The organism is Anaerolinea thermophila, assembly GCF_020723905.1.
In the GTDB taxonomy this organism is placed as follows: domain Bacteria; phylum Chloroflexota; class Anaerolineae; order Anaerolineales; family Anaerolineaceae; genus Anaerolinea; species Anaerolinea thermophila_A.
Genome location: NZ_DYHZ01000002.1, coordinates 352980 through 365974 on the forward strand (window position 1 = coordinate 352980; position 12995 = coordinate 365974).

At 56.4% G+C, this 12995-nt stretch carries 14 protein-coding genes; 10 read left to right on the forward strand and 4 right to left on the reverse strand.

Annotated features, from left to right (window positions below; genetic code table 11):
* Nucleotides 1–14 precede the first annotated feature (14 nt).
* Both LHF31_RS04230 and LHF31_RS04235 read left to right on the forward strand, forming a co-directional pair.
* The gene (locus tag LHF31_RS04230; protein ID WP_303773636.1) at nucleotides 15–482 is read left to right on the forward strand and encodes a hypothetical protein; all 468 of its coding nucleotides are present in this window, start codon (nucleotides 15–17) and stop codon (nucleotides 480–482) included.
* Nucleotides 483–630: 148 nt separating this feature from the next.
* Nucleotides 631–3858, forward strand: a complete 3228-nt coding sequence (locus LHF31_RS04235) for a tetratricopeptide repeat protein (RefSeq protein WP_303773638.1) — start codon at nucleotides 631–633, stop codon at nucleotides 3856–3858.
* On the opposite strand, the gene LHF31_RS04240 is transcribed toward LHF31_RS04235, so the two are convergent.
* Together LHF31_RS04240 and LHF31_RS04245 are read right to left on the reverse strand one after the other, a co-directional pair.
* Nucleotides 3835–4377 carry an NUDIX hydrolase gene (locus LHF31_RS04240; RefSeq protein ID WP_298007256.1) on the reverse strand — a complete coding sequence of 181 codons (543 nt, stop codon included), beginning with the start codon at nucleotides 4375–4377 and terminating at the stop codon, nucleotides 3835–3837. The genes LHF31_RS04235 and LHF31_RS04240 overlap by 24 nt on opposite strands.
* 82 nt (nucleotides 4378–4459) lie before the next feature.
* Nucleotides 4460–5095, reverse strand: coding sequence for a LysM peptidoglycan-binding domain-containing protein (locus LHF31_RS04245; RefSeq protein WP_298007253.1), 636 nt, complete (start codon nucleotides 5093–5095; stop codon nucleotides 4460–4462).
* A gap of 369 nt (nucleotides 5096–5464) precedes the next feature.
* On the opposite strand from LHF31_RS04245, the gene prpB reads away from it, so the two are divergent.
* The 3 genes from prpB to LHF31_RS04260 are packed head-to-tail and all read left to right on the forward strand — an operon-like array spanning nucleotide 5465 to nucleotide 8963.
* On the forward strand, nucleotides 5465–6358 hold the full coding sequence (prpB, locus tag LHF31_RS04250; protein WP_298007250.1) for a methylisocitrate lyase: 894 nt from the start codon (nucleotides 5465–5467) through the stop codon (nucleotides 6356–6358).
* The gene (gene prpC, locus LHF31_RS04255; RefSeq protein ID WP_298007248.1) at nucleotides 6351–7508 is read left to right on the forward strand and encodes a 2-methylcitrate synthase; all 1158 of its coding nucleotides are present in this window, start codon (nucleotides 6351–6353) and stop codon (nucleotides 7506–7508) included. The genes prpB and prpC overlap by 8 nt, the downstream gene beginning before the upstream one ends.
* 12 nt (nucleotides 7509–7520) lie before the next feature.
* On the forward strand, nucleotides 7521–8963 hold the full coding sequence (locus LHF31_RS04260; RefSeq protein WP_298007245.1) for a bifunctional 2-methylcitrate dehydratase/aconitate hydratase: 1443 nt from the start codon (nucleotides 7521–7523) through the stop codon (nucleotides 8961–8963).
* A 5-nt stretch (nucleotides 8964–8968) separates the two neighbouring features.
* On the opposite strand, the gene LHF31_RS04265 is transcribed toward LHF31_RS04260, so the two are convergent.
* Nucleotides 8969–9220, reverse strand: a complete 252-nt coding sequence (locus tag LHF31_RS04265; RefSeq protein ID WP_298007242.1) for a hypothetical protein — start codon at nucleotides 9218–9220, stop codon at nucleotides 8969–8971.
* A gap of 12 nt (nucleotides 9221–9232) precedes the next feature.
* Nucleotides 9233–9688, reverse strand: a complete 456-nt coding sequence (locus tag LHF31_RS04270; RefSeq protein ID WP_298007239.1) for a methylglyoxal synthase — start codon at nucleotides 9686–9688, stop codon at nucleotides 9233–9235.
* Between the two features lie 165 nt (nucleotides 9689–9853).
* Here LHF31_RS04270 and LHF31_RS04275 point away from each other — a divergent pair, with 165 nt between their 5' ends.
* From LHF31_RS04275 to thrB, 5 genes are all read left to right on the forward strand, one after another.
* Nucleotides 9854–10072, forward strand: coding sequence for a zinc ribbon domain-containing protein (locus LHF31_RS04275; RefSeq protein ID WP_298007235.1), 219 nt, complete (start codon nucleotides 9854–9856; stop codon nucleotides 10070–10072).
* Nucleotides 10073–10131: 59 nt separating this feature from the next.
* Nucleotides 10132–10413, forward strand: a complete 282-nt coding sequence (locus LHF31_RS04280; RefSeq protein WP_298007232.1) for a metal-sensitive transcriptional regulator — start codon at nucleotides 10132–10134, stop codon at nucleotides 10411–10413.
* Nucleotides 10414–10426: 13 nt separating this feature from the next.
* On the forward strand, nucleotides 10427–10837 hold the full coding sequence (locus LHF31_RS04285; RefSeq protein ID WP_298007229.1) for an OsmC family protein: 411 nt from the start codon (nucleotides 10427–10429) through the stop codon (nucleotides 10835–10837).
* 197 nt (nucleotides 10838–11034) lie between these two features.
* Nucleotides 11035–12066 carry a threonine synthase gene (thrC, locus tag LHF31_RS04290; protein ID WP_363324771.1) on the forward strand — a complete coding sequence of 344 codons (1032 nt, stop codon included), beginning with the start codon at nucleotides 11035–11037 and terminating at the stop codon, nucleotides 12064–12066.
* On the forward strand, nucleotides 12063–12962 hold the full coding sequence (gene thrB, locus LHF31_RS04295; protein ID WP_298007223.1) for a homoserine kinase: 900 nt from the start codon (nucleotides 12063–12065) through the stop codon (nucleotides 12960–12962). The genes thrC and thrB overlap by 4 nt, the downstream gene beginning before the upstream one ends.
* Nucleotides 12963–12995: the final 33 nt, after the last annotated feature.

Here is a 12995-nt window from a genome sequence, read left to right on the forward strand (position 1 = left end):
ACAAAGGGGGCGTTATGCACAGATTCAGGTTGTTTCTTCTGGTGATTGCGCTGACAGTCCTGCTGTTCCTTTCTCCCAGCCCGGGTTCTGCGCAGACTTCTTCCATTTCCCTTCAAATTCAAAACCCGGTGTGTGTTCAGGTTTCCTTGAACAGCGGCACCTGTTTCATTCGCATGCGCAGCATCTCTGCTGTGGGGAGTGGCAGTTCTTTTTCGCGCCTGCGGGTGTTTGTCAACGGGAAACTGCGGGCAAACATGATCGGTTTCTTTGAAAACAGTGGGTATGTGGTTGGGAACATGTTCGGGGATGGGTTTGTGGTTTCCTGTGGGGGGAAAAACGCCAGCGGCAATCCTGACTATGGAAATGCTTACCCTATTGTGGTCATAGCCTCACTGGCAGATCAAACTACCGTGTCTGGATCAACCACAGTCTATTGCCCGTATTTCGAAGGCAAATCGTTTCTGCCGCTTCTGCTTCGCTGAAAATTCTTTTCTTCGATTTCAACAGGCTGATTGGGTGGCTCCGCTCGATCAGCCTGTTTGGGACTCAAAAGGGTTCCCTTAAAAAACGGTAATTGCAGGATTGTGATTTATAATAAATCGGTATTCTGTCCGCAGGGATTTCCCAGAAATGGAACAGCATTTTCCCATCACGGCGACTAAAATTTTTGTTCCCCGCCGCCGCGAGGAGATTCTTTCACGTCCGCGCCTGCTGGAACTGCTGAAGCAGTGGAGCGATTTGCGGCTCATCATTGTGGCGGCGCCGGCAGGCTATGGGAAGACCTCCCTGCTGGTGGATTTTGCCTCTCAATCGCGCATGCCGGTCTGCTGGCTGGGGCTGGATTTGCTCGATCAGACCCTGCCGCGACTGGTTGCTCATCTGATTGCCTCCATTCGACAAAATTTCCCTGCCTTTGGCACCTCCAGTCTGGCGGCGTTACAGGGATGGAGCGCTGGCAACCTTCGCGATGATGCTCTGGTTTCCATCATTGCCAACGATCTTTATGAACACACCCCTGAACATTTGGTGATCATTCTGGATGATTATCATCTTGTGGAAGAGAGTCGACCGGTTGTCCAGTTTTTGAACGACCTCATTCAACAGGTAGATGAAAACTGTCATTTCATCATTTCCTCGCGTACCCTGCTGAATTTACCCGACATGCCACTGCTCGTGGCGCGTTCTCTGGTGGGCGGGCTTTCTTTTGAAGAACTGGCGTTCCAGCCGGCAGAAATTCAACAACTGTGGCTCAGAAACTTTAAAATCCCTCTCTCTGATCAGGAAGCCGATCAACTGGCGCGGGAAACCGAGGGCTGGATTACCGGCATCTTGCTCACTCATCAGGCGCCGGGAGGCAGGCTGGAAGACCGCCTGCGCGGCGCAAAGGTTGCCGGGGTGGGGTTGTACGAGTACCTGGCTCAGCAGGTGCTGGAGCGTCAATCGCCTCAGATGCAGGAATTTCTCCTGCATACCTCACTGCTGGAAGAATTTGATGCTGAACTGTGCCAGGAAGTGTTAGGCGAGCCACCTGATGAGGTGCCATGGCAAACATGGATGGAGCAAGCCCTGCGTGCCAATCTGTTTATCCAGCCGGTAGGCACCGAGCGCGTCTTCCTGCGTTATCATCACCGCTTCCGTGATTTTTTACAGGCGCGTATGGCGCGTCTGTATCCCGAACGCACAAGGCAAATCCTGATTACCCTGGCTGAAGTGTGGGCGCGGCGCGGTGAGTGGGAGCGGGCATATGCCGTGTACCGCCGGCTGGGGAATGAGGAATGGATTGCTCAACTGGTCGAGCGCGCTGCCACCGATCTCATTGCCCGCGGGAACATCCAGACGCTGGGGGAGTGGCTGGAATCCCTGCCTGAATCCTACCGCAGCCGTCCTGCTATCCTCTCTTCGCTGGGGACGGTGTACGTTACCCGCGGGAATACGCCCCGCGGCGTTCAACTGCTGGATCGCGCGGTTCAGGCGTACCAGGAGATTGGAGAAAGGTCGGGGCTGGCGCGGGCGCTGGTGCGTCGGGCAACTGCCCTGCGCTTGCAGGGCAATACTCTCGCCGCCATTGATGATATCCGTCAGGCGCTTGCCATCATGGAAGACATTGAGGGGGAACATTCCCTGCGCGGCGATGCCCTCAATGAACTGGGGGTAGCGTACTTTTACCTGGGACATCTATCGGATGCGCTCCCCGCGCTGGAACAAGCCGCCGATTTGTTTCGGCAAAACCGAGATGCCGAGAGTGTGGCGAAGAATGCCATGCACCGGGGGATGGTGGCGCGCGCCATGGGACGTTTTAGCGAAGCCGAGCGCTTTTACAATGAAGCCCTCCAGTACTATCAGAAGAGCCACAATCTCATCTGGCTTGCCAATGTGCTCAACAATCTGGGAGTGCTCAAGCAGTATCGCGGAGATTACGAGGGGGCGGCGCTGGCGTTTGAGAAGGTGGTTCAATATGCTCACCTTGCCGGGTACAACCGGCTGGAAGCCTATGCACTGGCTGGGATTGCCGAACTGTACCGGGATTTGAATGCCGTCGCCGAGGCGCGTCAGGCCTGTCAACGGGCGCGCGCAGTAGCCGCTCAAATGGGCGACCAGTTCCTGCTCTTTTATCTCAATCTCCTTGAGGTCAGTCTTTCAATTCAGGAAGAGAACTGGACACAGGCACGTCAGGAACTGGAAACTGCCCGGCAATTCATGGGTGAAGGCGCTTCGCCGTACCAACAGCAACTTTTCATCATGGTCCGGGCGCATCTGGCTTTGTCCAACCATCCTTCCGAGGCGATACTGGCAGACCTCCTGCAATCGCGGCGCGTGCTCGAAGAGTCCAGCCGGCGCACGGATGCCCTGCATGCCACCTCTCTGATTGCCGGTATTGCCTATCGTCTGAAAGAGGTTCACACCGCCTGCCGCGAACTGGCAGTGCTTCAGGATGCCCTGCGAGATGCGGATTTAAATCATACTGCCACACTCTGCGCATTACGGATTCGTCATGTACTGGAAGAGATGCAGGAAAGCGATTGCAAGGCTTCCGTTTTCGCACTGAGAGAAGCCATCAGCGTCTTTGAGCGACGCATTCCCCTGCTCAAGCAGGCTTTACGCCGCCACCTGCAAACCGTGCCGCTGGGACCGCCCAGATTGTCCATTCAAACTCTGGGGAAGGTGCAGATTCGCCTGAACGGTCGGCTCATCCCCAATTCTGCCTGGGTGACCAAAACCTCGCGAGAATTGTTCTTACTGCTGGTTGCCACGCCCGAGGGACTTTCCAAAGAGCAGATTGGCGAAATCCTCTGGCCCGACTCCGAACCCGAGGATTTAAACTACCGCTTCAAGAATGCCATTTACCGCCTGCGGCGAGCAGTAGGCAAAGAAGCCATTCTATGGGAAGGGGACATTTACCAGTTCAACCGTTCCCTGGATTATGAAGAAGATGCCGAGGTCTTTCTGAAGGAAATTGAACTGGCAGAATCCAGCCAGGATGTGGAAAAAGCCATTGCCCACTACCAGCAAGCCATGCGGTTGTACCGGGGCTCCTATTTGCCAGATGTGGAAGGCAGTTGGGTACATCTCCGCCGTCAGAAATTACGCAACAAATACCTGCAGGGTTTGCACCAACTGGCTGGACTGGAGTTCCGCCAGAAGCACTACGAAGAAGCCCTGCAGGTGTTGCAGAAGTTACTGGAAGAAGATGCCTGCATGGAAGAAGCGCATCGTCTGGCAATGGTCATCCATGCCGCAATGGGCAATCGCACTGCGGTGATGCGCCAGTTTGAACTCTGCCAGACGGCATTGAAGCGCGAATTCAATGCACCACCCAGTGAGCAAACCCGTCAATTATTCCAGATGCTGATTCGTTAACTCCGGCAGTGCCAGGAAGAGAGCTACCAGCGTTTTCCCGTCTTCAATCTCTCCGCGCTGTGCCATTGCCAGCGCCTCCTTAACCGGAATGGACACCCGTTCGATGAATTCATCTTCGTCCTGGGGTAGCGGTGCGGGGGTTAAGTCGTCTGCCAGAAAGACGTGCATGTACTCGGTCGAATATCCCGGCGCCATGTAAAATCCTCCCAGGCGTTTCAGATTTCCTGCCGCCATACCGATTTCTTCCCGCACTTCCCGTGCTGCACCTTCCAGCGGATCTTCTCCCGCGTGCAGGACGCCCGCAGGCAATTCCAGCAGAGGATGCCCGGCGCCCAGACGGTACTGGCGCACGAACCAGATGTTTCCCGCTTGATCCAGCGGAAGAATGGTCACCGCGCCTTCATGTTCCACCAGATCATAGGTTTGGGATTTGCCGTTGGGCAGTTGCAGGGTGTGTTGAGCCACGGTAAACACACGCCCGGCGTGCAATACAGTGCGTTGAAGTAATTCAAAAGCCATGCAGAACCTCCCTGGAGAGAATGAAAAGGAGGCGGGGTCCTTCCCCGCCTTCCAGAACAGACGTGGATAAAGGGATTAAGGTTTATGGAATCTTCAGGGTCATGCCCACTTTGATGTCGTCCGGGCTGTTCAAGCCGTTAGCGGCAAGGATGGCTTCCGGAGAAACGTCGCCAAAGTAGCAGGCAATGGTGTAGACGGTATCGCCCGCGGCAACTTTATAATCGGTGTGCTTGCGCAGTACGCGGGGACCATAAGCCGCTTCGTTCCAGTTCCCGCTGGAGGGGATCTTCAATACCGTACCCACTGCGGGACGGGAATTCATGCTCAACCCGTTGAGCGAGAAAAAGGCGTTGAGGTCCAGGTCATACCGGCGGGCAATGCAGATGGGCCATTCGCCTTTCTGCAGGGTGTACGTGGAAGGGCGCTCCAGCGTGGGGATGGGCTTGGGTTGTGGCGCCTGTGCGGTGGGTTGCGGCTGCTCGGCTTGTTGAGGAACAGGTGTGGGGACTTGCTCCATTTGCGGAGTTGCTGTAGCCACCTGCGGCTGTGCCTGGGCGGTTTGGGTTTGCACGGCGTTGGCAAGCGAGGTGGGGGTTGGGAAGAGCACGCCCTGTTCCTGTGTGGGGGCGGGTGTGGAAGCGCGCAAGGTGCAGGCTGTGCTCAACACCAGCACAACAAGCAGGACCATCATCCAGAAAAAGCGAAGCGACTTATTCATGACCTCTGTTCTCCTTCTGTAACCGGATGCATTTCTCCAGAATGGACTGCATTGAAAAATCCTGACAAATTCCGGTTTACTTTTCTATATTTTAAATCTTAATTTTCTTCATCATAGTAGCATAAGGCATTTTATGCGTCAAGCGCAATGCGATTGCAATTTTTAGCGCTGCCTGTCCAGTTGCGTTGCAGGAAATGTGCCAGTTTTTTCCGGGGGGATTAGCCCTGTACTGGATGAACGTTCTCACCCGAAAGAATGACCTGAACGGAAAAAAGATGAAATTTTTTATGAGTTTTTCCGGTTTTATTGTATGATTATATTGTAAGAGGACTCATTTTACCTGAAAAATCTCATTTCGGAGGGGAGTGAATGGCAGAACAGTCTTCGGCGGGCAGACGCCTTCGGCAGGCGCTGGAGATGGAACAGCCCTTGCAGGTGGTGGGGGTGATTAACGCCTACGCCGCCCTGCTGGCAGAACGCGCAGGCTTTCGTGCGCTTTATCTGTCAGGTGGCGGGGTGGCGGCGGCATCGCTGGGGGTACCCGATTTAGGTATTACCACGCTGGAAGATGTACTCATTGATACCCGTCGAATTACCGATGCCACTTCTCTACCTCTACTTGTAGATGCCGATACCGGTTTTGGCAGTGCTTTTAACATCGCCCGCACGGTGCGCTCGTTGATCAAAGCCGGAGCGGCAGGTATGCATATTGAGGATCAGGTGCAGGCAAAACGGTGCGGTCATCGCCCGGGTAAACAACTGGTCTCGCCCGATGAGATGGTGGACCGCATCAAAGCCGCTGTGGATGCCCGCACCGATGAAGATTTTGTCATCATGGCGCGCACCGATGCGCTTGCCAGTGAAGGGCTGGATGCCGCTCTGGCGCGCGCTTCCCGTTATGTGCAGGCAGGCGCCGATATGATTTTTGCCGAAGCCGTCACCGATTTAGCGCAGTACGCTGCCTTTGTGCAGACCTGCGGCGTACCGGTGCTGGCAAACCTGACCGAGTTTGGCAAGACCCCCCTTTACACACTGGATGATCTGCGGTCGGCGGGGGTTCGTCTGGCGCTGTACCCGCTTTCGGCGTTTCGCGCGATGGCGGCAGCGGCGCTGGAGGTTTATCGCACCATTCGCACGGAAGGCACTCAGGGGAGGGTGGTCCCGCTGATGCAGACCCGCGCTGAACTGTATGAGGTGCTGAATTACTACGCTTACGAACAAAAACTGGATGAGTTGTTTGGAAAGGAGAAGGGAGATGGCTGAGATGAGTGCTGTTCAAGAAGCGCCCCGCAAGAAGTCGGTGGCGCTTTCGGGTGTTCCGGCGGGTAATACCGCCATTTGCCGGGTGGGTTTTGAGGGCAATGACCTGCGTTATCGCGGCTATGACATCAATGATTTAGCCGAGCATTCCACCTTCGAAGAGGTGGCTTTCCTGCTGGTGCATGGCAAACTGCCGCTGGCTTCGGAACTGGAACGTTACCGCCTGAAACTGAAACGCCTGCGGGGGTTGCCTGCGCCCGTCAAAGCCGTGCTGGAATTGATTCCTGCGGCGGCGCATCCCATGGACGTTTTGCGCACGGGTATTTCCATGCTGGGAGCAACCCTGCCCGAACGGGATGATCACAATGCCGAAGGCGCGCGTCATATTGCTGATCACCTGCTGGCAATCATGCCGTCCATTCTGCTGTACTGGTATCAGTATGCTCATCACGGTCGGCGCATCGAGGTAGAGACCGATGATGACTCCATTGCCGGGCATTTCCTGCATCTGTTGCACGGGCGCCGTCCCAGTGATCTGCATCAGCGCGCGCTGGATATTACTCTGATTCTCTACGCCGAGCATGAATTTAATGCCTCCACCTTTACCACCCGCGTCATTGCAGGCACTGGATCGGATATTTATTCCGCCATCACCGGGGGGATTGGCGCCCTGAAGGGCTTTAAGCATGGCGGTGCCAATGAAGGGGCAATGGAAGTCATCGAGCGCTACCGCACTCCCGATGAAGCCGAAAAGGATGTACGCCGCATCCTCAAAGACAAGGGCATTATCCTGGGCTTTGGGCATCCGGTTTACACCATTGCCGACCCGCGCGCGAAAATCCTCAAGGACCTGTCCTGCACCCTGTGCAAGGACTTTGGCGATGAAAGCATGTGCGATGTCGCCGAGCGCATTGAGGCAGTCATGTGGGAAGAGAAAAACCTCTTCCCCAACCTGGACTGGTACGCCGCTGTGACCTATCACATGATGGGCATTCCGACCTTCATGTTTACTCCCCTGTTCGTCATGGCTCGTACTGCTGGCTGGGCGGCTCACATTATCGAACAGCGTGAGGATGGAAAGATCATTCGCCCCTCTGCCAATTACGTGGGACCGGAACCTTTGACTTATGTGCCGATCATGAAGCGGGGCTGAAACGGGGTGGATATGTCTGGCAGTCATGGAGAAGTACGCGGGGCTTTCGACCCGCTGATAGTGGAGATTGCCGATTACGTCACCCGCGCGCAAATTGAGAGTTCTGAGGCTTACCACACTGCGCGCCTGTGCCTGATGGATTCGCTTGGCTGTGCGCTGGAGGCGCTTTCGTATCCCGCCTGCACCAAACTGCTGGGTCCCCCTGTGCCGGGGATGAGTGTTCTCAATGGGGCGAAAGTTCCCGGGACGCCTTATCAACTCGATCCGGTGACGGCGGCGTTTAACCTGGGGGCAATGATTCGCTGGCTGGATTTCAACGATACCTGGCTGGCGGCAGAGTGGGGGCATCCCTCGGACAATCTGGGTGGAATTTTGATGAGCGCCGATTGGCTTTCCCGTCAGGCGGTGGCGGCGGGCAAACGTCCTCTGGTGGTACGTGATGTGCTTACTGCCATGATCAAAGCCCATGAGATTCAGGGTGTGCTGGCGCTGGAAAATGCTTTCAATCGTGTGGGGCTGGATCATGTCCTGCTGGTGCGGGTGGCAAGCGCGGCAGTGGTGACGGGCTTGCTGGGGGGAACGCATGAGGATGTACTCAATGCAGTGTCCAATGCCTGGGTGGATGGCGGCACTCTGCGGGTGTACCGCCATGGCAGCAACACTGGCTCGCGCAAATCGTGGGCGGCGGGTGATGCCACATCGCGCGGGGTGAGGCTGGCGCTGATGGCTTTGAAGGGCGAAATGGGTTACCCCGGGGCGCTCACCGCGCCTGTATGGGGTTTTCAGGATGTCTTCTTCAAAGGGCAACCAATTCGACTGGGCAGACCACTGGGTTCGTATGTCATGGAAAACGTCCTTTTCAAGGTCTCGTTCCCGGCGGAGTTTCACGCTCAGACGGCGGTGGAAGCGGCTTTTCAACTGCACCCGCTGGTAAAAGACCGCCTGGACGAGATTGAAAAAGTGGTGATCACCACGCACGAATCTGCTCTGCGTATTATTGACAAGAAAGGTCCCCTCCGCAACCCTGCCGATCGCGATCACTGTATCCAGTATATGACTGCCATCGGATTGATCTTTGGACACCTGACTGCGGAAGACTATGAGGATGAACGCGCTGCTGACCCGCGCATTGATGCCCTGCGGGAAAAAATGGTGTGCGTGGAAAACCCGCAGTACAGCAGGGACTATCTGGACCCGGAAAAACGCTCGATTGCCAATGCCGTGCAGGTCTTCTTCCGCGATGGCACCGCTACCCCGCAGGTAGTGGTAGAGTATCCGCTCGGTCATCGCCGCAGACGCGCTGAAGCCCTGCCCCTGCTGGAAGCCAAGTTTCACGCCAGTTTACAGCGTCACCTTTCCCCGCGGCAGGGGGCGGCAATTCAGGCGCTGTTTGCCAACCCGGGCAGACTGGAAGCCGTACCGGTGCATGAATTTATGGATTGGTTTGCTTTGTAAGGAAGTTATCTTATAACGGTGCTGAGGAAGCGCAATCCTGCCCATGCCAGTCCGCCCAGCCCCAGCGGATAGAGGACGAACAGGAATAACCCATCCAGCCAGCGCAGGGCGCGCAGGGCTTGTCCGGCGCTATTCACTGACATGTTCTGCAGGAAGGTGTACCATGTGGACAGGTTCAACATACCTGCCAGAACATTCAGCACGATGGCGCCGATTAGAATGATCCATCCGACAAGAAACATCCGCGCGAGAATCATCGTGGAACGCCCCTACAGTTCGCGGTGAATCTTGCGGGAGAAATCGGGCAGTGTGCGGGTGTACTCGCTTTCCATCAGTGGGGAAGCGATGAGGTAATCGGCGGTGGCGCGATTACAAGCGGTAGGAATGTTGTACAGAACCGCTACCCGCAACAGGGCTTTGACATCCGGGTCGTGCGGTTGCGGTTCCAGTGGATCCCAGAAGAAGATCAGGAAATCAATTTTGCCTTCCACAATCCCTGCCCCGATTTGCAGGTCTCCCCCGAGCGGTCCGCTCGACAGGATACTGACGGGTAAGCCGGTGTGTTCCATGATTAACTTTCCTGTCGAAGAGGTGGCATACAGAAAATGGCGTGAGAGCGTGCCTTTGTTGAAATCCACCCACTCCAGGAGTTCCTGTTTCATCCCGTCGTGGGCGATCAGGGCAATGTGTTTTTTGGCTTGAGAAACCAGTGTGCGTTCGTGCATGTGTGCCTGCCTTTCTAGACTGCTTCTGTCTCCATTATATTCATAACCCGGAAAACCGCGTGTAGAAACAGGTGAAGAAATTGTTAAGGTTTCTCTTGACGGCAGGGACTGATATGCTATACTCCAGTAGGGTATATTGAAACGAGAGGAGCAGACGCATTGCCTATGCCGCTGTATGAATATCATTGCGATGAGTGTCAGGAAGATTTCGAAAAGATGGTGCGCTTGAGCGAGTGTGACGTCAACCCGCGCTGTCCAAGATGCGGCAGTTTACGCACCCGCAAGCAACTTTCCACCTTTGCCTCGCGCGGTGGATCGTCGCCCACCTGGAGTTTGTCGTCTTCTTCTTCAGGGTGTTCCTCGAGCGGAAGCCGCTTCAGTTGAGCGGGGTAAGCCTGTTGCCAGCCGTGTGCTGGCTTTCTTTTTTACCTTGAGGGTGTACAATGAAATTACGAGATCCTCAATTGCAAGAGTCGTTGATTCAGCGCCTGCGTCGCATCGAGGGGCAGATTCGCGGCGTTGAAGGTATGCTGGAACAGCAACGGGACTGTAAGGAGATCCTTCAGCAGGTTTCGGCAGTCCAGGCGGCTTTGCGCAGTTTCAGCCGTTTGCTCCTGGAGGAATACGCGGTGACCTGCCTGCTGGATGAGGAAGCCCGCGAGAATCCGCGCCTGGCAGAACAAAACCTGCGCGAATTGATTGATTTAATCAGCAAGGCTCAATAATCAGGAGGAAAAAATGGCATCAGCACGCATCAAATGGACGGGAGAGAAGGAGTTTATCGGGGTGGATTCCACCAATCACTCGGTGGTGATTTCCACACCTGCCGAGAACACGGGCATGAAACCCTCGGAATTACTGCTGGTGGCGCTGGCGTCCTGCACTGCGGTGGACGTGGTGGAGATTCTCGCCAAAAAGAAACTCACCCTCACCGGGCTGGAAATTTTTGCTACCGGGGAACAGGAAGCCGATCCGCCGTGGACTTTCCGCAAAATCCACCTGAAGTATGTTTTCCGCGGAAAGGATCTTACGGAGAAAGCCGTTGAACAGGCCATCGCCTTATCTGAGGAAAAGTACTGCTCGGTAGCCGCGACCATCCGCGGGAAAGCCGAAATAACCACCTCATACGAACTGCATCTCGAGGAATAAAGAAAGAAAAAACTGCGCCGTCCGAACCCTTTCGGGCGGCGTTTGCGTTAAAATATCTTGAAATTTAAACCCTTTTCTCAGCGTTGTTGTCCATTCGTTATTCAGGGGTTTTTCTTTATTCCTGTTTTTGGATTCGAGGTTTCTTGAACGCATCTGCATCTTCTTACTCTGGTGTGCTGGCGCGTTATGGCGCATGGATGGATCTGCCTGCCCACACTCGCGCTGTGACCCTTCTGGAGGGCAACACGCCGCTGATTCCCATGCCGCAACTGGCTCAGGAACTGGGCGGTGGTTTTGAATTGTTTGTGAAATTCGAGGGCATGAACCCGACCGGCTCGTTCAAAGACCGTGGTATGACCGCCGCCATCAGCGAAGCCTTTGGGCGTGGGGTGCATACGGTCATTTGCGCCTCGACGGGCAACACAGCGGCGTCGGCGGCGGCGTACGCCGCCCGCGCGGGCATGCGCGCCATTGTCATCATTCCCGAGGGTAAGGTTGCCGCAGGAAAACTGGCGGGAGCGGTGGCATACGGCGCGCAGGTCATTCAGATTCAGGGTTCTTTTGATGATGCCTTGAGCCTGGTGGTGGAAATTTCCGAGCGCCATCCCATTGCGCTGGTCAATTCCCTCAACCCTTACCGCCTGGAAGGGCAGAAAACAGCCGCTTTTGAAATTGTGGATGCGCTGGGGCATGCGCCCGACTGGCTGTGCCTGCCGGTTGGCAATGCAGGCAACATTACCTCGTACTGGATGGGGTTTCGTCAGGATCATGCCCGCCGTTCCAGCGGATTACCGCGCATTCTGGGTGTGCAGGCAGAGGGCGCCGCACCGCTGGTGTTGGGACATCCCGTAGAGCATCCCGAAACGGTAGCAACCGCGATTCGCATCGGCAAGCCTGCCCGCGGTGAACAGGCCCTGGAAGCCGCCGAACAGTCCGGCGGGCGCATCATTGCCGTCAGTGATGATGAAATTCTTGCCATGCAGAGACATCTGGCTGGCGAGGGGGTGTGGGTGGAGCCTGCCTCGGCGGCAGGGCTGGCGGGGTTAGCCCGACAGTTACGCGAAGGCGTCATCCGCGTTCAGGATTTGCGCGGCAGGCGCGTGGTGGCGGTTTGCACCGGACACGGGTTGAAGGACCCGGAAATCATTGCCCACAGGATGCCAGCGCCGTTACGCCTTCCCGCCCGCATGGATGCGCTGGAAGAAGCCATTCTGGGAGCGCCGCGATGAACGTCAGGGTGCGCGTCCCGGCAACCACTGCCAATCTCGGTCCCGGCTTTGACTGTCTGAGCCTTGCGCTGGATCTCTGGAACGAAGCGGAGTTTCGCTTTGAGGGTGAGGGCGTGTGCATGGAGATTCACGGTGAAGGGGCAGAAGTGCTCTCCCGGAAGCCGGATAACCTGATCCTCACCGCGTTTTACCGCCTGCTCCGGCAGGTTGGGGCGCCTGCGCCGCGCGGACTGCGCCTTTGCGTGCATAACGCCATCCCGGTAGGCTCCGGGTTGGGTTCCAGCGCTTCGGCGGTGGTGGCGGGCCTGCTGGCGGCGCGGACATGGAGCGGTGTGGAGATTCCACTGGAGCAACTGGTAGAACTGGCTGTCTCCATGGAAGGGCATGCCGACAATGCCAGCGCAGCGCTGTATGGTGGGCTGACCGTCTCGGTGAACACCTCCAGTGGCTGGCTGGTGGAACGCTTTGAGATTGCCCCCCTGCAGGTGGTAGTGGTGCTTCCTCAGATCAATCTGTCCACGCGTTCGGCACGGTTGATTCTTCCTGCCTTGCTCGAGCACCGGGATGCAGTCTTCAACATTGGGCGTTCGGTTCTGGTCACCGAAGCCCTGCGTACGGGTGATCTGGATTTGCTGGGCAGAGTCATGGAAGATCGGCTGCATCAGCCCTACCGCCTGCCGCTCATCCCCGGGGCGCAGGATGCCATGCGGGCGGCACGTGAAGCGGGAGCGGCGGCAGTGGCGCTTTCGGGGGCGGGTCCCAGTTTGATCGCCTTCCCCAATCAAGCCCCGCAAAGTGTGGCTGATGCCATGCAGGCGGCATTTCGAAAGCAGGGCGTGCCATCGCGGGCGTTTCTGCTGCGCACAACCCTGCTGGGAGCGCAAATTCAAGCCTGATTCCCGGCTCTATCCCCCTCAGCATGCAGGGTT